This is a genomic window from Enterobacter sp. UPMP2061 (assembly GCF_053709615.1).
In genome coordinates this window covers 278,140-298,335 of the sequence record NZ_JBSKJP010000005.1, presented here as the reverse complement: position 1 = coordinate 298,335, position 20,196 = coordinate 278,140, and the positions used below count along the sequence as shown (strand labels likewise).

The window sequence follows — 20,196 nt, the reverse complement described above, 5'->3', positions numbered from 1 at the left end:
CTTCCCACTCTGCGTCGCCTTCCAGCGCTTTCAGCGCGGAACCACGAACGATTGGAGTGTCGTCGCCTGGGAAATCGTACTGAGACAGCAGTTCACGAACTTCCATCTCTACCAGTTCCAGCAGCTCTTCGTCATCAACCATGTCGCATTTGTTCAGGAACACGATGATGTAAGGAACGCCTACCTGACGACCCAGCAGGATGTGCTCACGAGTCTGAGGCATAGGGCCGTCAGTCGCAGCAACAACCAGGATCGCGCCGTCCATCTGCGCAGCACCGGTGATCATGTTTTTAACATAGTCGGCGTGGCCTGGGCAGTCTACGTGTGCGTAGTGGCGAGTCGGGGTGTCATACTCAACGTGAGAGGTGTTGATGGTGATACCACGAGCTTTTTCTTCTGGTGCGTTATCGATCTGGTCGAAAGCACGAGCAGCACCGCCGTAGGTTTTAGCCAGTACGGTAGTGATTGCAGCGGTCAGCGTTGTTTTACCATGGTCAACGTGGCCGATAGTACCGACGTTAACGTGCGGTTTTGTACGTTCAAACTTTTCTTTAGACATCGATTGTCCCTCTAAGACACGGATAAATCGGTGATATCACCACATCAACCAGGCGAAAATGCCTGAACTGTTGAATACATTTACATTGAAACAGAGAGAAAGGGAGGGAGAAGTGAAGTGGTGCTGATACCCAGAGTCGAACTGGGGACCTCACCCTTACCAAGGGTGCGCTCTACCAACTGAGCCATATCAGCACGTATTGGAGCGGGCAGCGGGAATCGAACCCGCATCATCAGCTTGGAAGGCTGAGGTAATAGCCATTATACGATGCCCGCATCCTGAAACTCGGCTACCCAGTTCTTTCTGTAACAAAAAAAGAGATTTCTCTCTTTTCTGTTCGAGCTGGTCAATTTTTCCAACCAGCTCCGGCGGCGTTGACGCTGCCAGAAAGTGGTGGTGGGGGAAGGATTCGAACCTTCGAAGTCTGTGACGGCAGATTTACAGTCTGCTCCCTTTGGCCGCTCGGGAACCCCACCGGACTTGATGGTGCCGACTACCGGAATCGAACTGGTGACCTACTGATTACAAGTCAGTTGCTCTACCTACTGAGCTAAGTCGGCATCAAGTAGCGCGCATTCTATGGAGACCTGCGCAGTCATGCAACTAAAAAATTGCATAAAACGTTCTTTCGCTCACATTTTATTCGAAACCAGGGCTAACCGCTGTAAATTCATCCGCTCACGGTTAAAAATTCAACATGAACGCCTGATTTCGGCACGCTATAGCCCCAGGTGATGCCTGCCCGGTTAAGCATCGCTTTCCCATATTTTTTCTTATTATTCCTCTCATCTGGTGTTAACCTCCTGCCCATTGTCCAAAATTAACTATGTGATGAGCCCGCACCCGCCGTTTCGTGATGGTTCACAGAAGCATGCTTATGAGCAAAAAAGAGCAAACGTTAATGACGCCCTATCTTCAGTTTAACCGTAGCCAGTGGGCAGCCCTGCGTGACTCCGTCCCTATGACACTGACGGAAGGTGAAATCGCACGGCTAAAAGGGATAAACGAAGATCTCTCCCTGGAAGAGGTGGCAGAAATCTATCTCCCCCTTTCTCGCTTGCTTAACTTCTATATCAGCTCCAATTTGCGCCGTCAGGCCGTACTGGAACAGTTCCTCGGCACGAACGGTCAACGTATTCCTTATATCATCAGTATTGCGGGCAGCGTGGCAGTGGGTAAAAGTACCACCGCGCGCGTGCTACAGGCGCTGCTGAGCCGCTGGCCGGAACACCGCAGCGTGGAGCTGATCACCACCGACGGCTTCCTGCATCCCAACGAGGTGTTGAAAGAACGCGGCCTGATGAAAAAGAAGGGCTTCCCGCTCTCTTATGATATGCACCGCCTGGTAAAGTTTGTTTCAGATCTAAAATCGGGCGTACCTCACGTTACCGCGCCGGTTTACTCGCATCTGATCTACGACCGCATCCCGGATGGCGACAAAACGGTTGTGCAGCCCGACATCCTGATTCTGGAAGGCTTAAACGTCCTGCAAAGCGGGATGGATTATCCTCACGATCCGCATCATGTGTTTGTCTCTGACTTTGTCGATTTCTCAATTTATGTCGATGCGCCGGAAGATTTGCTGCAACGCTGGTATATCAACCGCTTCCTGAAGTTCCGCGAAGGCGCGTTCACCGACCCGGATTCCTACTTCCACAACTACGCCCAGCTCTCTGAAGAAGAGGCTATCAGCGTGGCGACCGGGCTGTGGAATGAGATCAACTACGTCAACCTCAAAGAGAACATCCTGCCGACGCGCGAACGTGCAAGCCTGATCCTCACCAAGAGTGAGAAACACGCCGTCGACCAGATTCGTTTACGGAAGTAGACCTCAGACGTAAAAAAACCGGCTTAACGCCGGTTTTTTTATTTATGCCTGCGGCTTTTCGCCGTTTTCATCCTGATCGACTGCGAAGCAGGCCACCAGCTGTCCGCCATAATCCTTCAGTTGTGGCTGCAACTGCGTGCACGGACCGAAGCGGCGACGGCAGCGGGCGTTGAACGCACATCCCGGCGGCGGGTTAAGTGGGCTTGGCAACTCGCCGGTCAGCTTAATGCGCTCCCGGCGGTCATCCGGGTTCAGCCGCGGCGTTGCAGACAGCAGCGCCTGCGTATACGGATGACGCGGGTTAGTAAAGATCTGATCTTTCGTCCCCTTCTCCACGCAGCGTCCCAGATACATCACCATCACCTCATCGGCAATGTGCTCAACCACGGACAGGTCATGGGAGATGAAGACGTACGACAGTCCCAGATCCTGCTGTAAATCCATCATCAGGTTAAGCACCTGCGCACGAACGGACACGTCAAGCGCTGAGACCGGCTCATCGGCAATCACCACGTCCGGGTCAAGCATCAGCCCACGGGCGATGGCAATACGCTGACGCTGACCGCCAGAGAACATATGCGGGTAGCGATCGTAATGCTCGGTTTTAAGCCCCACCTTCGCCATCATCGCCAGCGCTTTTTCACGACGCTGCTCTTTGCTCAGATTGCTGTTAATCAGCAGCGGCTCTTCCAGAATCTGCCCCACTTTTTTACGCGGGTTTAAAGAACCGTACGGGTTCTGGAACACAATCTGGATTTTTTGACGACGCAGCTTCTGCGCCTGCGGATCGTGCTTGAGCAGATCCTGGCCCTGATAGTAAAGCTCGCCGCCGGTTGGCGTTTCAATCATCGTCAGCAGACGGCCCAGCGTGGATTTCCCACAGCCCGACTCCCCGACGACCGCCAGCGTTTTACCGCGTTCAAGACTGAAGGAGACGCCGTCCAGCGCTTTTACCAGGCGCTCGGGGGCAAAAATCCCTTTCTTCACCGGGTAATGTTTTTTCAGGTCGATAGCCTGCAACAGCGGCTGTTGCGTGGTGGCCTCGTGCGTACTCATAGTGTTGGCCTCCCGGCATCATCGAGTGGGTAGTGGCATTTTGACTGCCGACCATCGGCCAGCAGATTCAGCTCTGGCTCCTCGGCGCGGCATTTATCCGTCGCATACGGGCAGCGCGGATTCAGCAGGCAGCCCTGCGGACGGTCATATTTACCCGGAACCACACCCGGCAGTGACGCCAGACGCGCTTTGTCCTGGGCAAACTCCGGCAGCGCGCGCAGTAACGCCTGCGTATACGGGTGACGCGGCGCGCGGAAGATATCGTGCGAACTTCCGGTCTCCACTACCTGACCCGCATACATCACGATGATTTTGTGTGCCGCTTCCGCCACCAGCGCCAGGTCGTGCGTAATCAGCACCAGCGCCATATTCTCTTTCTGCTGCAACTCCAGCAGCAGCTCGATGATTTGCGCCTGGATGGTTACGTCCAGCGCGGTAGTTGGTTCATCCGCAATCAGCAGTTTTGGTCGACAGGCAATCGCCATGGCGATCATCACGCGCTGGCTCATGCCGCCGGAAAGCTGATGCGGGTAAACGTCCAGACGCGATGCTGGGTCAGGTATCCCCACCAGGTTCAGCAGATCGATAGCACGCTGGCGACGGGTTTTCTTATTCCCGCCCTGATGCACCTTAATGGCTTCCATAATCTGGAAACCGACGGTGTAGCATGGGTTCAGGCTGGTCATGGGGTCCTGGAAGATCATCGCCACTTCCGCGCCCACCAGCTGGCGGCGCTGTTTTTCGGAAATGCGCTTCAGATCCTGACCGTTGAACTCCAGATTTTCCGCCATCACGCGACCGGGGTAGTCAATCAGCCCCATAATCGCCAGCGAACTCACTGACTTACCGGAGCCCGACTCTCCTACAATCCCGACCACTTCGCCCTGATTAACGCTGTAGCTGATGCGGTCCACGGCGCGAAACGGTGTGCCTTCGTCGCCAAAGTGCACGGATAATTTATCTACATTTAATAACGCCATCTCGTGCCTCTTACTGCTTCAGTTTGGGATCAAGTGCATCACGCAGACCGTCACCCATCAGGTTAAATGCCAGCACCGTCAGCAGAATCGCCAGACCCGGGAAGGTGACGACCCACCAGGCGCTTTGCGCGAACTGCAACACGTCGGAGAGCATGGTGCCCCACTCCGGTGTTGGCGGCTGCGCACCCATGCCAAGGAAGCCAAGAGCGGCCATATCAAGAATGGCGTTAGAGAAACCGAGCGACGCCTGAACAATCAGCGGCGCAAGGCAGTTTGGGAAGATATTGATAAACATCTGACGCATAGCACCGGCACCCGCCACGCGAGAGGCGGTAACGTAGTCCCGGTTCACTTCCACCAGCACCGCCGCACGGGTCAGACGCACGTAATGCGGTAGCGCAACAAACGTCAGCGCAAGCGCGGCGTTACCAATCGACGGACCAAAGATCGCCACCAGCACCAGCGCCAGCAGCAGGCTTGGCAATGCCAGCATAATGTCGACGACGCGCATGATGATGTTATCAACAATGCCGCCGAAGTAGCCTGCCACCAGGCCGAGTACGATCCCCATGATCAGCGACAGTACGACAACGAGGCAGCCAACCAGCAGCGACAGGCGTGCGCCGTACATCAGGCGCGACAGCACATCGCGGCCCACGTCGTCGGTGCCCAGCAGGTGCGTCAGGCTTCCGCCGTCCTGCCATGCAGGAGGTGCCAGCAGCGCATCGCGGAACTGATCAGCCGGGTTATACGGCGCAAGGAAGTTCGCAAACACCGCAATCAGGATCATGATGGAAACATACACCAGCCCGACGACCGCGCCTTTGTTGCGCTTGAAGTAGTGCCAGAACTCCTGCATCGGCGTCATTGGCACCGGTGCGGTGACCACTTTATTTTGAGTAACTTGTGACATGATGGCCCCTTACTTCTTATGACGAATACGCGGGTTCACCACGCCGTACAGCAAATCGACCAGCAGGTTGACGAGGATAATCATCGTCGCGACCAGCAGTACACCGCCCTGCACAACCGGATAGTCACGGCGTTGCAGCGCATCAATCAGCCAGCGTCCAAGACCCGGCCAGGAGAAGATGGTTTCGGTCAGGATCGCCCCCGCCAGCAGCGTACCGACCTGCAAACCGATAACGGTTACCACCGGCAGCATAGCGTTACGCAGGGCATGAATGATGATGACGCGCATACGGGTCAGGCCTTTAGCGCGGGCAGTACGAATATAATCCTCGCCCAGCACTTCCAGCATGGAGGAACGGGTCATACGCACGATCACCGCCAGAGGGATGGTGCCCAGCACCATTGCAGGCAGGATCATGTGCGCAACCGCATCAATGAAGTTGCCCTCTTCGCCCCAGATCGCCGTATCAATCAGCATAAAGCCGGTTAACGGGTTGGTGTCGTCAAGGAAAACCATGTCGCTGACGCGTCCGGAGACCGGCGTCAGGTTCCACTGCACCGAGACCAGCATGATCAGCATCATGCCCCACCAGAAGATAGGCATGGAGTAGCCGGTCAGTGCCAGGCCAACAGCGGTGTGGTCGAAAATAGAGCCACGCTTAACGGCAGCCAGTACGCCAACGGGGATCCCTACCGCGGTCGCGAAGATCATGGCGCAGATACCGAGTTCCAGCGTCGCTTTAAAGCGCGGTACGAACTCGTCCCACACCGGAAGACGGCTTTTCAGTGAAATCCCTAAATCGCCGTGCAACACACCCCAGATATAGTGGAGATACTGCTGCCACATCGGCTTATCAAGGCCGAGTTCAGCCAGCAGTTGCGCATGACGTTCAGGGGAGATACCACGCTCGCCCGCCATAATCATTACCGGGTCACCCGGGATCATATGGACGAAGGCAAAAGTGAGAAGGGTGATACCGATAAACGTCGGGATAACCAGTCCCAGACGTCGGAGGATGAACTGCAACATAACCCGGATTCTCTCTGATGACGCACGCCCAGTGGCGTGACGTCTGTATTGCTCACAAATGTAAATTCCCTCTCCCTGTGGGAGAGGGTTAGGATGAGGGGATGCATGCACGCCCCTCACCCCTGCCCTCTCCCACAGGGAGAGGGAGAACACCCTACTTATTATTCAACAGATACGTTTTCGAAGTGGTGTTTGCCCAGTGGATCAACCACGTAGCCCTTCACTTCTTTACGCACTGGCTCGTACACGGTGGAGTGAGCAACAATCAGCGCCGGGGCCTGATCGTGCATAACAACCTGCGCTTGCTTGTACAGTTCAATACGTTTGTTGTGATCGTCGGTCGCACGCGCCGGCTGGATCAGGTCTTCAAACGGCTTGTAGCACCAGCGAGAGTAGTTAGAACCGTCTTTCGCTGCCGCACAGCTGAACAGGGTCGCGAAGAAGTTGTCCGGATCCCCGTTGTCGCCGGTCCAGCCCATCATGACCGCCTGGTGTTCGCCCGCTTTGGCGCGCTTCAGGTACTCGCCCCACTCGTAGGTCACAATCTTGGCCTGTACGCCAATCTTCGCCCAGTCAGCCTGAACCATTTCCGCCATACGACGTGCGTTCGGGTTGTAAGGACGCTGTACCGGCATCGCCCACAGCTCGACGGTGAAGCCTTTGTCCTGGCCCGCTTCTTTCAGCAGCGCTTTCGCTTTCTCAGGATCGTAGGTGTAGTCCTTAATGTCGTCGTTATAGCCCCACATGGTTGGTGGGATCAGGTTCTTGGCCGCAACGCCCGCGCCCTGGTAAACGGCTTTGATGATCGCTTCTTTGTTCACCGCGTAAGTCAGCGCCTGGCGCACTTTCACGTCATCGAACGGTTTCTTCTCGGTGTTGAAGGAGAGATAACCCACGTTCAGGCCCGCCTGCTCCAGCAGGTTGATATTTTTGTCCTGCTTCATGCGCGCGATGTCAGCCGGGTTTGGATACGGCATCACCTGACATTCGTTTTTCTGCAATTTTGCGTAACGCACGGATGCGTCAGGCGTGATGGAGAAGACCAGACGGTCGATCTGCGGCTTGGTGCCCCAGTAGCCCGGGAAGGCTTTATACAGAATACGGGAATCTTTCTGGTACTGAAGCAGCTGGAACGGGCCGGTACCGATTGGGTTCAGGTCCACTTTTTCCGGCGTGCCGGCTTTCAGCATGTTGTCCGCGTACTCTTTAGAGAGAATCGAGGCGAAGTCCATCGCCAGGTCAGCCAGGAATGGCGCTTCCGGACGCGTCAGCACAAACTGAACGGTTTTATCGTCCACTTTTTTCACTTCAGCGATCAGGTCTGGCAGACCCATCCCTTCGAAGTATTCATAGCTGCCGCCAGACACTTTATGGTACGGGTTCTGGGCATTTTTCTGACGGTCGAAGGAGAACACAACGTCGTCGGCGTTAAAGTCGCGCGTAGGTTTAAATTCTTTGCTGTCCTGCCACTTCACGCCCTGGCGCAGGTGGAAGGTATAGGTTTTACCGTCTTCGCTGACATCCCACTTTTCAGCCAGGCCAGGAATTACTTCCGTGGTGCCGGTTTTAAATTCAACCAGACGGTTATAGATCGGTACAGAGCTTGCGTCGTAAGTCGTACCAGAGGTAAAGAGCTGTGGGTTAAAGCCTTCCGGAGAGCCTTCAGAACAGTAAACCAGGGTTTTTGCCTGTACGCTTGCTGCAACGGTCATGGCCACCAGGCTCAGACCAAGCTTCAGCATCCCTGACTTCTTCAAGGAAATACTCATTATTGTGCTCCAATGTGATGTTTTGCTTTGTTGTGTTACGCCGCCTGACCTTTATTTATTTTTTACCCGGTCCGGTCGGTGATGCCCGAAGGCGTTAAAAGGGATAGAGAATCCTTTCAGAAGAGCGTTTGAGTTGCAGCGCAGATCCTCCCTGAAATGCCCCTCGTGCCCTACAATCTGTCAACAGAATGTGAAAACGTCAATACAGGTGGCGGGGATTTACGTGGAGTGTGAGAAACCGCAAACAAAGATTAAAAAAACCCTGACCGTGAGTTTTCAGCAGAGAAATTTATGCTACTCGCCATGATGCAGCACAATTATCTTCATATTTCGCAACACTCAGTGATTAAGTTTTATTCAGAATGGGTAAATTTTCTTACAGAATGGTGATTATCTGAGCACTAAATACCGCGAACGTTAAAACGCACAGCGAAAAATGCTGAGGTTATCCATAAGCAACGCGAAAAAAGATCAAACTATATATAAAAAAATACAATGGATTATGTCACAAAACCGCAAGCAGGCAGGGGGAAGCAGGGCTAAGGGGTATTTTGAGGACTCGTGCGGGGTAACGCGTTAATGCAAAAAGGGCTAACCTTGCGGTTAGCCCTTTTTAGAATGTGGTCGGCGAGAGAGGATTCGAACCTCCGACCCACTGGTCCCAAACCAGTTGCGCTACCAAGCTGCGCTACTCGCCGAATGCGGAGCGCATCTTACTGCTGAGGTGCGCCCCCGTCAATCCCTTATTTTCAAAAAGCCATTCAACTGGCGATATTCTCGCCAGACCAGCTACTGCGCGGCTTTTGTGGTGTTATCAGGGAGTTTACACCAGTTGTTGTTTTCGTTAATCCCACCGTTCGGTGAGGTATAGCCGAGACAACCCATAATGGTGTCGTACAGCTCAACGTGACGGCGCGGTACCTTGATCTCTGCCTGCTGTTTCAGATGGGCAAACATTTTGGCTTTGTCCGGGTTTTCCAGGTACTTATCCGACATCCACATGATCATCGGCACGCGGAACTGCTCAGGCGGGGCCAGCTTACGCGGCGTGCCGTGTAAATGCTCTTTCTCGTTGATGGACTCGCCGTGGTCGGCCGCGTAAATCACAATCGCTTTCTTATCGCGAAGCTGGTCGATCACCCGGCTGAGGAAGGTATCCACATACAGAATCGAGTTATCATAGGCATTGATCAGCTCCTGCTTGCTACAGTTCTTGTTAATGCCGACGCACTCAGGCGTCCATTTGGCGAAATCGCGCGTGTAACGCTGATAGTAGCTGTAGTGTGAACCTTTGGTATGCAGAACAATAAGGTGCTTACCCTGCGGATGGTTTTTCAGCGACTGTTCCATCTCAGAGAGCAGCAGCATATCATCAACGTTCTTTCCGCGGTTACGCGGCTCGGCGCCAATCTGCTCGCGGTAGGCGATGTTATCCGCCATGGTGTTGGTGTAGAACCACATCTCACTTTGCATGGCGAACAGATCGGAGCTAAATCCAAGCTGCTTCAGAACAGCAAACACGTTTTGCTCTTTGAGAGTGCGCTGAGGATTATCACTCGCACCGCCCTCACGAACAAACATACAGCGCAACGAAAGCTTCGTGGCGGTATCGCAGGAGTAGCCGCGGTATGCCACCAGGTTCTTTTCCTGCGCCAGTTTCGGGGTGGTATCGCGGTCATAACCGAGAATCCCCATATGATCCCAGCGCGTCGTTTCTCCGATAACGAAGACCACGTAAGTATCATCCAGTCCGTCAGCCGGAGCCTGGTAGGTGAACTTTTTGGTCGGGTTAATCAGCGATTTCACATCGCTGGATTCGTCCGCCTGAGCCCAGGCATAGAGACCTAACGCCGACAGCCAGTTAGACGGCAGATACGAGTTAGCCACCACGCCGCCGTAGCTTGGCATATCTACGCCTGTCGCTTTTTCGATCCGCTTTTGCTGTTTTTCCATCAGGCGAATAGGCGCCCATACCAGCAGACCCGCCAGAAGAACGACGGCGACGTTGCGGATGCGTTGCCCACGGGTACGCAGCTGGCGTAACAGGGTATAGCGACAGGTATTACTCCAGATAAAGAAGAGCGGGATCAGGCAGGTCAAAATCGTCCACATGATGAACCCTTGCCCCACCACCTCTTTCGAGAGGTCGATGTCCGTGGTCATCACCGAGGCCACAATACCGTAGCCAATGACCACATTCATGAATGTCATGTAATAGCTTGCGGCGGCAGAGATAATCACCACCAGCGAGGCCAGAACCTGCCATGTACGTCTGCCAAAAAGCGAGAGCAGACGTAGCAGGAAGAAGGTTGCCAGAATTGAGCCAAACACTTCAATCGCGGCGAAAATCCCGTTTCTTACGGTGAGGTGTTCAAAATAACCTTCCACTCTTCTGAACAGCACCGCGCCATTCAGAAACAAACCGATATAGACAGCCAGCATCAGACACAATCTTTGCTGGGTAAGAGACCTGATATATTTCATGCAAACAACCCTGGGGGAAGGGGTATAAAGACCCGCCGAATCTCATTGAGAAAGCAGACAGAGTAAGTAGGTGCGAGATAAAGCGTTATCAGAAACGTCTACAAGCGCGATAAGTAGACCACAGCGAGGAAGAAAAGTGGCAGCAGAGAATGTGAATCGATGAAAATTTTTACAAAATAACAAGTCCGGAAGTGATATTGCGATAAAAAAAGAGGCCCTGCGCCCCTTTTTATCGAATCATGCATGCGCTTCTTTATAGACCTCGCGTTGCGGCTGACGAATCGTGGTGGACAGCGCCAGTGAAATAATCAGCAAGGCAAATATCACGCAGAATGTCACGTAGAAGCCACCAAACAGCGAGGCAATCAGCGATCCGCAAATACTGCCGATACCGAAGCCGAGATAAATCACACCGTAGTTTTTCGCCAGATTGTTCAGCCCGAAGAACTCGCTCACCAGCGACGGGAAGACGGTAATGGTGCCGCCAAAGTTAAAGGCTACGCAGGCTATCGCCGCAAAGAATGTCGCTTCGTTCAGCGGAGCGAACAGCAACGCTGCCATCCCCACCAGGGAGATCACCTGCCCCAGCGTAATCACGCGGATCCTGGCGATTTTGTCAGACAGGATACCCAGTACCAGACGACCCGAGAGGTTAGCGATGGAGATGACCGTTACCGCGTTCGCCGCCGTCGCCGCGTCCAGTTTCACCATTCCCTGCGCGATATCTTTCGCCACGCCGATGACATACAGACCGCTCATGCAGGCCGTCAGGAACATCACCGCCAGCATCCAGTACTGCGGTTTACGCATGGACTGTGCAAGGGTGAAATCATTCTCCACCACACCGTTAACGGTTTTCACTTCCTGCTGCGGCGCGTCTTTCATCAGCGTTGCGCCGAAGAGGATCATCACCAGCACAATCACGCCCCAGATCATAAAGGTTTTCTCAAGCCCCACCGAGGCCAGCAGATGCGCATCGATGAATTTGAAGCCAAGGCTGCCCAGGCCATATGAACCAATGGCAAACGCGGAGATAAGCCCTTTACGCTCCGGGAACCACTTCACGCAGTTAGACAGCGTCAGCAGGTAACCTGCGCCGTCCGCCAGCCCCACCAGCACCCCGGCGCTCAGCCACAGCATCATCAGGTTGTCGGAATATGCCGTCAGGAAGAAGCCCACGCCCAGCAAGATCCCGGAGGCCATGGTTACACGCTTCACGCCGAAGCGCTCCTGAAGTTTGCCCGCCACGGAAGAGGAAATTGCTAACCCAAGACTCAGCAAGCCGAAGGAGAACGCCACCTGGCTTATCGGCGCGCCGATCTTATCAGACAGGGCGCTGTTAAACAGGCTCCAGGTATAGACCGATCCCAGTGCGAACTGGGTAACGATGGTGCCGAATAGCGTCAGCCAACGCGTGCGGTTATAAGTTGATGTGTTCATGGCAGTGTCCTGCAAGATAAATTAAGGAAATTCGCTGAGGACACGATAAACAAAACCCCATAACGCCAGGGGTAAAACGGCATGAAATGCAGGAGAAACGGAATGAAATGCCTGGAAGCGGGAATGAATGACCTTGCCGGAGAAGAAAAAGCTCAAAGGTGAGCGATCACTATCGCTACAGTCCCTGCCGTTATTGTATTAAATATGTTACGGCAGCGTTTAAAAAAGTGACAACCCTTTAAAATTTGGCGCTCAATCCCAGCGTATATAAATATTCTTCTTCAGTTTGCTGGTTATAGCTGATCTTCGCCCAGGGGTGTAAATCACCATACTGCGTATCGACACGCCACCCCAATGAGTTCACGCTGGCATGCCAGAGTGGATCGGTAAGCGACTGCGTGGTGGTTGTATCCTCAAACGCATTCACTGGTGCGGAGGGAGCGCCATCAGTGCGCCACGCCATTACGGGCCCGGTGGTGAAATGTCCCGCCACGGGAAAATTCCAGCCAACGCTCAGAACGGTTTCCGCATCCGAACCGGAGGGATCGTTCAGGGTAAACCCCGCAGCATTCTGCGTACGGTTAATACGCTCCGCGAGAATATCTTCATAACGAGGTTGGTGATCGGCGTCCCATGTATAGCGTTCCATCGTATTACTTTGAGCATCTGAAACGATATATTCCTGTTGCCACGCAAAAGCGGTGTTACAAAAAAGCAGGCAGACTGAAACACCCACCAGGCCAGAAGCAGCATGGCGACCACTGATTTTTTTTATCATCATCAAAGCGACTCCAGAAAGAGCCGAGTTCGGCGATATATGTCATTGTTCGAAGAGGTATTAGGGCGTATAGCCCTGTATTAACTATTGTCTCTTTAGCAGACACGTCAAGCCGGGCAGATTGAAATTTTTGCGTTTACCGTATCAGGAAGGGAGATGACCTATGCAACGTTGCGGCTGGGTAAGCCAGGATCAGCTTTATATCGATTATCACGACAAGGAATGGGGCGTACCGGAAACCGACGGTAAAAAACTGTTTGAAATGATTTGCCTTGAAGGCCAGCAGGCCGGACTGTCGTGGATCACCGTTCTGAAAAAGCGTGAGAACTATCGCAAAGCCTTCCACCAGTTCGATCCGGCTGCGGTTGCCGCCATGACCGACGACGACGTGGAAAGGCTGGTTCTGGATACCGGTATCATCCGCCATCGCGGTAAAATTCAGGCCATTATTGGTAACGCGCGTGCTTATCTGGCGATGGAGCAAAACGGCGAACCCTTCTCAGCATTCGTCTGGTCGTTTGTGGATAACGAGCCGAAGGTGACGCAGGCCGCCACGCTTGCAGAGATCCCAACGTCGACCCCCGCCTCAGATGCCCTGTCGAAAGCGCTGAAAAAACGCGGCTTTAAGTTTGTGGGCACCACCATCTGTTACTCCTTTATGCAGGCCTGCGGGCTGGTCAATGACCACATTACGGGCTGCTTCTGCCATCCGGAGGGCCACCATGATCCGCAAATGGCAAAGTGAGGACACCGCTCCGCTTTTGAGTCTGTGGCTGGAGAGCACCACCGAGGCGCATCCGTTTATCGACGCAAGTTACTGGCAAGCGAATGAAGCGGTAGTGCGGGATGAATACCTTCCCGCCGCCGAGACCTGGGTCTGGGAAGAAAACGGTACCCTGTGCGGTTTTATCAGCGTCATGCAGTTCCAGTTCGTGGGGGCGTTGTTTATCGCCCCGGCGTTCATCGGAAAGGGGATCGGGCGTGCGCTGCTGAACCACGTTCAGCAGCACTATCCGTATTTAACTCTGGAGGTGTATCAGAAAAACGTGCGGGCGGTGAATTTCTATCATGCTCAGGGTTTTCGCATCGAAGACAGCGCCTGGCAGGATGATACCCAACACCCGACGTGGATCATGAGCTGGCAGGCGGATCAAACGCCGTAAGGGTAAGCGCCGGCCCCTCATATTTCTCCACCCATGCCAGCGCCGTATTCCCCGCGCAGCCATTCCCCAGCTTCGAGCTGGGGAGATCTTTGGTCAGCACGTTTACGGCGCCGTTCTTACAAATACCGCCCTCGTCCAGCGCCAGATCAGGCCATGCGCCCTGATGAATGCAGAAAACGCCAGGGCGGATCCCGTCACTCACCACGGCACCGGCCAGCACCTGCCCGCGCGCGTTCCAGACCCGAACGAGGTCGCCGTGGTTAATCCCCCGCGCCTTTGCGTCATCGCTGTTCAGCGCAATCGGCTCACGACCCGCCACCGCATACTGCTCGCGCAAAGCCGAATAGTTGAGCTGGCTGTGCAGACGATGGGCGGGATGGGCAGACAGCAGCTGAAGCTGCCCCGGCTGCGCATTACCATGCCATTCGTCCGGCTCCAGCCACGCCGGATGTGGCGGACAGTCCGCGTAGCCAAAGCTGGCGATGCGTTCGCTGTAGATCACAATCTTCCCGCTTTCGGTTTTTAACGGATGATTCTCCGGATCGCGACGGAAGTCAGCAAAGCGCACAAACCGCGCATTCTGCTCGCTTTCCGGCATTTCGAAGAGTTGATTCGCCTCCCAGAATTCAGCAAATGGCGGCAGCGTCACGCCCTGCGCAGCCCCGCGCTGGCTGGCAATCTGGTAAAATGTTTCCAGCCATTGCAGATCCGTTTTGCCCTCGGTGAAACGCTCCCGACCGCCCGCTTCCCACATTTCACTCAGGTCGGCAAAGACATCAAAATCATCCCGCGCTTCATCCCGGGGAGCCACGACGCGCTTCATCGGCACCATATGCTGATTACTGTAATCCCCCGTCATGGTGAGATCGTTACGCTCGAACGAGGTCGTGGCGGGCAAAACGATATCGGCATGTTTCGCTGACGCGGTCCAGAAGCACTCCGAGATCACCACCAGTTCCGGTTTCTGCCAGGCGCGGATCAGGCGGTTAGTATCCTGGTGATGGGTGAAGTTGGCCCCACCCGCCCACCAGACAAACTTAATATCCGGGAAATGCCGATCCTGGCCGTTGTGCTGATAAAACCCGCCTGGGTTCTCCAGGGCTTCAACAATGCGTGCCACCGGAATTTTATCTACAGCGTCCACGCCACCCTGCACCGAGCCCTGCATGGAGGCCAGCACCGCCGCTTTTCGCGTCGGGTTGCCGCCGTTAGCAAAGTGATAGGAAAGCCCAAAACCGCCGCCGGGTGTGCCAATCTGCCCGAGCATCGCGGCGAGCGTCACCAGCATCCAGTGCTTCTGCTCGCCAAACTGCTGGCGCTGCATCCCCCAGCCGGACATGAGCATCGTGACACGGCTATGGAATAACGTCGCCAGTTCGCGGATTTTAACGGCATCAACGCCGCAAATCGCCGCAGCCCACTCTGCGGTTTTGGCGATACCGTCGGTTTGTCCCGTCAGGTAGTCGGCAAATTTATCGAAGCCCGTGGTGCAGCGCGCCAGAAATTCCGTATCGTGCCAGCCGTTCTCCACCAGGGTGTGGGCGATGCCCAGCATCATCGCCACGTCGGTGCCCATATGCGGCGCGATCCACTCGGCGCTGTCGCCGAAGAAATCCAGCGTTTCAGAACGCATCGGATCGATACAGATGATGCGCTTGCCGCTTTTGCGCAGCGCATCAAAGTAGGAAACGCCCTGCTCGTCGGACGCATTCCAGGCAATTTTCAGGGTATTGAGCGGGTTGGCGCTCCAGAGCACCACCACCTCCGCATGCTCCAGCACCAGCGGCCAGCTGGTCTGCTGCTGATAAACCTCATTCCCGCCCACGACATACGGCATGATTGCCTGCGCCGCGCCGGTCGAGTAATCGCCCAGATGGCCGGTGTATCCTCCGGCCAGGCTCATATAGCGTTGCAGCAGGGTTGCGGCCTTATGCAGCACGCCGTTCGAGCGCCAGCCATAGGAGCCGGCAAAAATGGACGACGGGCCATAGCTGTCGCGAATGCGTTTATGCTGGGTATGGATCAGCGCCAGCGCGTCGTCCCAGCTCACGCGTACGAACTCATCCTGCCCACGAATACCCTGCGGCTTATCCGGTGACGCCAGAAAGCCTTTACGCACCATCGGCCAGCGGACGCGGGTTTTACTGTGTACCTGATCGCGAACGACGGTCTGTAAAGAGTTGAGATGGCGCGAAGGCAAAGCCCCGCGAGACGACAGCACAGTGTCGCCATCGGTTTCGACCAGCATCGGCCCCCAGTGGGCGGCGGTCAGAATGGTTTTTGTTGAGGTGCTCAAAGCGTGCGCTCCTGGTTGCGTGCAGGTGTTTCGGCCTTTCATTGAGGCAGTTTATCGTTTGTGACAAATTTCAGAGTTATACACTGAATTTTCTCCGTATCCGGACGTCATAATCCACTGCCACGTCCATCGTGGCAAAGAATAAAAAGGATTAAGGAAATAAGATGAAAAAACGCGTACTCGTTATTGCCGCTCTGGTGAGCGGCGCACTGGCTGTTTCTGGCTGCACAACCAACCCTTACACCGGTGAACGCGAAGCGGGCAAATCCGGCATTGGCGCGGGTATTGGTTCCCTGGTGGGCGCTGGCGTTGGCGCACTCTCCTCCTCCAAGAAAGATCGCGGCAAAGGTGCGCTGATTGGCGCAGCGGCAGGCGCAGCCCTGGGCGGCGGCGTGGGTTATTACATGGACGTGCAGGAAGCAAAACTGCGTGACAAAATGAAAGGTACGGGCGTGAGCGTGACGCGCAGCGGTGACAACATCATCCTGAACATGCCAAACAACGTGACCTTTGACAGCAGCAGCGCGACGCTGAAACCCGCAGGCGCAAACACCCTGACCGGCGTGGCCGCAGTGCTGAAAGAGTACAATAAAACTGCCGTGAACGTGATTGGCTACACCGACAGCACCGGCAGCCAGGATCTGAACATGCGTCTGTCCCAGCAGCGCGCCGATTCCGTGGCCAGCTCGCTGATCGCCCAGGGCGTAGAAGCGAACCGCATCCGCACCAGCGGCATGGGTCCGGCTAACCCGATCGCCAGCAACAGCACGGCGGAAGGCAAAGCGCAGAACCGCCGCGTTGAGATTACGTTAAGCCCGGTGCAGTAGGTAAAAGCAAAACGGCAACCCCGTTGCCGTTATTAGTGTTTGCGCCCTCTCCCGTGGGAGAGGGTTGGGGTGAGGGCATCAGACCGCAACCTCCGGTAAGCGCAGCGCCACCCGGCAAATAGCTTGATTCGCCAGATTTTCCCGCTAAGGTATTCTCACTAAATTCAGGGAAATCAGCGATGATCAAACCAACCCGGGCCACCATCAGCGACGTGGCGAAAGCCGCCAAAACCGGTAAAACCAGCATTTCACGCTACCTCAACGGCGAGAAACACCTGCTTTCCGATGCGCTGCTGGCGCGAATCGAACAGGCCATTGCCGATCTCGACTACCGTCCCAGCCTGATGGCGCGCGGCCTCAAGCGGGGCCGCACCCGTCTGATTGGCCTCATCATCGCCGATATCACCAACCCCTATTCCGTTAACGTCCTCAGCGGCATCGAAGCGGCGTGCCGTGAAAAAGGCTTTACCCCGCTGGTCTGTAACACCAATAACGAGGTTGATCAGGAGCTGCATTACCTCGATCTGCTGCGCAGCTATCAGGTGGAAGGGATTGTGGTGAATGCCGTCGGGATGCGAGAAGAGGGGCTAAATCGTCTGCAACAATCGTCTCTGCCAATGGTGCTTATTGACCGAAAAATCCCGGAATTTGCCTGCGATGTGGTCGGGCTGGATAACACCCAGGCGGCCACCACCGCCACTGAGCACCTGATTGAACAGGGCTTCGAAGCCATTTTATTCCTGAGCGAACCGCTGGGCATGGTTAACACCCGCCGCGACCGCCTGGCTGCATTTCGTGCCACGCTGGCGCGATATCCCGGCATGATCGCCGAGAATGCCGAAATCCCCCTGCATGAAGCCGGGCAGCTGGATAATACCCTGCGCCAGTTCCATACCCGCCATCGGGGTATGCGCAAGGCGGTGATCTCCGCGAACGGGGCGCTGACGCTTCAGGTTGCCCGCTCGCTTAAACGCATTGGCCTGCACTGGGGCAGCGACATCGGCTTACTCGGCTTTGATGAACTGGAGTGGGCAGAACTTGCTGGCGTAGGCATCACCACCCTCAAACAACCCACCTGGCAGATCGGCTATGCCGCGGTTGAACAAGTGGTTCGCCGCATTGAAGGCACCCGCGACGCCGTACGCGAGCAGGTGTTTTCCGGCGAACTGATCGTTCGCGGCTCTACTGCCCGTTAATTTCCCCTTCGTGACAGCGATCATAAATTCAGCATCCCGATCTTTTCTTTGGAACCGGTTCCATCTAGCGTAATACTATCGATTACGCTCTGGAGTCAGGAAATGAGCAGGAAAATTATGGTGGTCACCGCCGCGTATGGTGCGGATCAGGTGCGACAGGCAGGCGGTCAACGGGCAATGCTTCCCGTTATTGCCGGCGCAGGAGCTGATGGCGTTGAAATCCGCCGCGAGCTCTTCAGCAACGACGAGTTAATGGCCCTACCTGCGCTCGGCGAGTCCATTGAACTGCTGGGTTTACTGGCGTGCTACTCCGCCCCGGCCCCCCTGTTTATGCCCGATGGCACCCTCAACCCGGATCTCCCGCGCTACCTTAGCGAAGCCAGCACCCTGAACGCGCTGTGGCTTAAAGTCTCGCTGGGTCATTTCAGCGACAAACAGCCCCTTGAAGCCCTGCGCACACTGCTGGATGAAAGCGGCATGACGCTGGTGGTGGAAAACGACCAGACCGACTGCGGGCAGCTCGCGCCGATGCAGCGTTTCAAAGCCGCCTGCCGGGTAATGGCGCTGCCGGTCACGCTGACGTTCGATATGGGCAACTGGCTGTGGGTTGGCGACTCCCCGGAAGAGGCTGCACGTCAGCTGGCTCCCGCCGTGAGCTATATTCATGTTAAGGCCGCGGTCCCACATAAGGCGCAGTTCCGCGCCGTCGCGCCGGATCAGGCCGATTCTCGCTGGCGGGATCTGCTTAATCAGCTCCCTGCCGATGCGCCACGCGGTATCGAATTTCCGCTGGAAGGGACGGATCTCACCGCCGTCACCCGCCATTACGTCAACCTGCTGCGCGAGGAGTAAACCATGCACAAGACGCTGGATGTCATCACCATTGGCGAGGCCATGGCGATGTTTGTCGCCACCGAAACGGGCGAGCTGAGCGCAGTGGAGCACTTCATTAAACGCGTGGCAGGTGCCGAGCTGAATGTTGCTACCGGCCTTGCGCGTCTGGGGCTGAATGTCGGCTGGGTAAGCCGCGTGGGAAATGACAGCTTTGGCCATTTTGTTCTCGACTCGCTGAAAAAAGAGGGTATTGATGCCGCAGGCGTGACCCTCGACGGACGCTTTGCGACGGGCTTTCAGCTGAAATCTAAAGTTGAAAATGGAACCGATCCCATCGTGGAGTATTTCCGCAAAGGCTCAGCGGCAAGCCATCTCTCCGTGGATGATTATCACGCCGCGTATTTCTCCTCCGCGCGCCACCTGCACCTGAGCGGCGTGGCGGCGGCGCTCTCGGCCAGCTCGTACGATTTACTGGATCACGCGGCTTCGGCAATGAAAGCGCAGGGCAAAACCATCTCCTTTGATCCGAACCTGCGCCCGGTGCTGTGGAAAAGCGAAGCGGAGATGGCTGAGAAACTCAACCGACTGGCATTTAAGGCGGACTGGGTTCTGCCGGGCATAAAAGAGGGAATGATCCTCACTGGCGAAAGCACGCCCGAAGGCATTGCTGATTTTTACCTCAACAGAGGGGTAAAAGCCGTGGTGCTGAAAACCGGTGCCGACGGCGCATGGTTCAAAACTGCCGACGGTGAGCAAGGCGCTGTCGCTGCGGTAAAAGTCGACAACGTGGTCGATACCGTGGGCGCGGGCGATGGGTTTGCCGTCGGGGTCATCAGCGCTCTGCTGGAGGGCAAACCGCTGTCGCAGGCCGTGGCGCGAGGCAACAAAATTGGTTCGCTGGCGATTCAGGTGCAGGGCGACAGCGAAGGATTACCAACACGAGCAGATCTCGGCGTCTAAATTCCCTCTCCCTGTGGGAGAGGGCCAGGGTGAGGGCAGCAATCCGCACCAGATAATTAAGCCACCGTGTACCCTACAGACAAC

17 protein-coding genes and 5 tRNA genes are annotated in these 20,196 nt (G+C 55.5%); 7 read left to right on the top strand and 15 right to left on the bottom strand.

Annotated features, from left to right (window positions below):
• From ACWKXX_RS13485 to ACWKXX_RS13465, 5 genes are all read right to left on the bottom strand, one after another.
• Positions 1-559, bottom strand: a 559-nt coding sequence (locus tag ACWKXX_RS13485; RefSeq protein ID WP_072105142.1) for a GTP-binding protein, incomplete at its 3' end; no start/stop codon positions are given.
• 118 nt (positions 560-677) lie between these two features.
• A tRNA-Thr gene (locus ACWKXX_RS13480) sits at positions 678-753 on the bottom strand.
• 6 nt (positions 754-759) lie between these two features.
• Positions 760-834 (bottom strand) — tRNA-Gly (locus ACWKXX_RS13475).
• Between the two features lie 116 nt (positions 835-950).
• A tRNA-Tyr gene (locus ACWKXX_RS13470) sits at positions 951-1,035 on the bottom strand.
• A gap of 8 nt (positions 1,036-1,043) precedes the next feature.
• Positions 1,044-1,119: transfer RNA gene (locus ACWKXX_RS13465), tRNA-Thr, on the bottom strand.
• A 317-nt stretch (positions 1,120-1,436) separates the two neighbouring features.
• On the opposite strand from ACWKXX_RS13465, the gene coaA reads away from it, so the two are divergent.
• Complete coding sequence (gene coaA / locus ACWKXX_RS13460; protein WP_015569977.1) at positions 1,437-2,387, top strand: type I pantothenate kinase; 951 nt, start codon at positions 1,437-1,439, stop codon at positions 2,385-2,387.
• Positions 2,388-2,429: 42 nt separating this feature from the next.
• Here the strand turns inward: coaA and dppF are convergent, their stop codons facing one another.
• The 9 genes from dppF to ACWKXX_RS13415 all read right to left on the bottom strand — a co-directional run bounded on the left by dppF (position 2,430) and on the right by ACWKXX_RS13415 (position 12,839).
• Positions 2,430-3,443 carry a dipeptide ABC transporter ATP-binding subunit DppF gene (gene dppF, locus ACWKXX_RS13455; protein WP_017383568.1) on the bottom strand — a complete coding sequence of 338 codons (1,014 nt, stop codon included), beginning with the start codon at positions 3,441-3,443 and terminating at the stop codon, positions 2,430-2,432.
• Positions 3,440-4,423, bottom strand: a complete 984-nt coding sequence (dppD, locus tag ACWKXX_RS13450) for a dipeptide ABC transporter ATP-binding protein (RefSeq protein WP_015569978.1) — start codon at positions 4,421-4,423, stop codon at positions 3,440-3,442. Before dppD ends, dppF begins: the two co-directional genes overlap by 4 nt.
• A gap of 10 nt (positions 4,424-4,433) precedes the next feature.
• The gene (dppC, locus tag ACWKXX_RS13445) at positions 4,434-5,336 is read right to left on the bottom strand and encodes a dipeptide ABC transporter permease DppC (RefSeq protein WP_017383569.1); all 903 of its coding nucleotides are present in this window, start codon (positions 5,334-5,336) and stop codon (positions 4,434-4,436) included.
• A 9-nt stretch (positions 5,337-5,345) separates the two neighbouring features.
• The gene (dppB, locus tag ACWKXX_RS13440) at positions 5,346-6,365 is read right to left on the bottom strand and encodes a dipeptide ABC transporter permease DppB (protein ID WP_006810536.1); all 1,020 of its coding nucleotides are present in this window, start codon (positions 6,363-6,365) and stop codon (positions 5,346-5,348) included.
• Positions 6,366-6,526: 161 nt separating this feature from the next.
• On the bottom strand, positions 6,527-8,134 hold the full coding sequence (gene dppA, locus ACWKXX_RS13435) for a dipeptide ABC transporter periplasmic-binding protein DppA (protein ID WP_006177809.1): 1,608 nt from the start codon (positions 8,132-8,134) through the stop codon (positions 6,527-6,529).
• A gap of 621 nt (positions 8,135-8,755) precedes the next feature.
• Positions 8,756-8,832, bottom strand: a tRNA-Pro gene (locus tag ACWKXX_RS13430).
• 91 nt (positions 8,833-8,923) lie between these two features.
• Positions 8,924-10,618, bottom strand: coding sequence for a kdo(2)-lipid A phosphoethanolamine 7''-transferase (gene eptB, locus ACWKXX_RS13425; protein ID WP_017383570.1), 1,695 nt, complete (start codon positions 10,616-10,618; stop codon positions 8,924-8,926).
• A gap of 237 nt (positions 10,619-10,855) precedes the next feature.
• Positions 10,856-12,058 (bottom strand): L-lactate MFS transporter, encoded by a 1,203-nt coding sequence (locus ACWKXX_RS13420; RefSeq protein ID WP_015569982.1) that lies wholly within the window; start codon positions 12,056-12,058, stop codon positions 10,856-10,858.
• A gap of 238 nt (positions 12,059-12,296) precedes the next feature.
• On the bottom strand, positions 12,297-12,839 hold the full coding sequence (locus ACWKXX_RS13415; protein WP_015569983.1) for a hypothetical protein: 543 nt from the start codon (positions 12,837-12,839) through the stop codon (positions 12,297-12,299).
• Between the two features lie 160 nt (positions 12,840-12,999).
• On the opposite strand from ACWKXX_RS13415, the gene tag reads away from it, so the two are divergent.
• Positions 13,000-13,581, top strand: coding sequence for a DNA-3-methyladenine glycosylase I (gene tag / locus ACWKXX_RS13410; RefSeq protein ID WP_017383572.1), 582 nt, complete (start codon positions 13,000-13,002; stop codon positions 13,579-13,581).
• On the top strand, positions 13,559-13,999 hold the full coding sequence (locus ACWKXX_RS13405) for an N-acetyltransferase (RefSeq protein WP_015569985.1): 441 nt from the start codon (positions 13,559-13,561) through the stop codon (positions 13,997-13,999). Before tag ends, ACWKXX_RS13405 begins: the two co-directional genes overlap by 23 nt.
• Here ACWKXX_RS13405 and ACWKXX_RS13400 read toward each other — a convergent pair.
• Complete coding sequence (locus tag ACWKXX_RS13400) at positions 13,968-16,337, bottom strand: molybdopterin guanine dinucleotide-containing S/N-oxide reductase (RefSeq protein ID WP_044488942.1); 2,370 nt, start codon at positions 16,335-16,337, stop codon at positions 13,968-13,970. The two genes, ACWKXX_RS13405 and ACWKXX_RS13400, sit on opposite strands and share 32 nt — an antisense overlap.
• A 122-nt stretch (positions 16,338-16,459) precedes the next feature.
• On the opposite strand from ACWKXX_RS13400, the gene ACWKXX_RS13395 reads away from it, so the two are divergent.
• The 4 genes from ACWKXX_RS13395 to ACWKXX_RS13380 all read left to right on the top strand — a co-directional run bounded on the left by ACWKXX_RS13395 (position 16,460) and on the right by ACWKXX_RS13380 (position 20,112).
• Entirely contained in the window at positions 16,460-17,122 is a 663-nt protein-coding gene (locus ACWKXX_RS13395; RefSeq protein WP_015569987.1) for an OmpA family lipoprotein, read from the top strand.
• Between the two features lie 179 nt (positions 17,123-17,301).
• On the top strand, positions 17,302-18,318 hold the full coding sequence (locus tag ACWKXX_RS13390; protein WP_062938376.1) for a LacI family DNA-binding transcriptional regulator: 1,017 nt from the start codon (positions 17,302-17,304) through the stop codon (positions 18,316-18,318).
• Between the two features lie 102 nt (positions 18,319-18,420).
• On the top strand, positions 18,421-19,170 hold the full coding sequence (locus ACWKXX_RS13385; protein WP_045333503.1) for a sugar phosphate isomerase/epimerase family protein: 750 nt from the start codon (positions 18,421-18,423) through the stop codon (positions 19,168-19,170).
• Between the two features lie 3 nt (positions 19,171-19,173).
• Positions 19,174-20,112 carry a sugar kinase gene (locus tag ACWKXX_RS13380; RefSeq protein WP_261665821.1) on the top strand — a complete coding sequence of 313 codons (939 nt, stop codon included), beginning with the start codon at positions 19,174-19,176 and terminating at the stop codon, positions 20,110-20,112.
• The last annotated feature ends 84 nt before the right edge of the window (positions 20,113-20,196 follow it).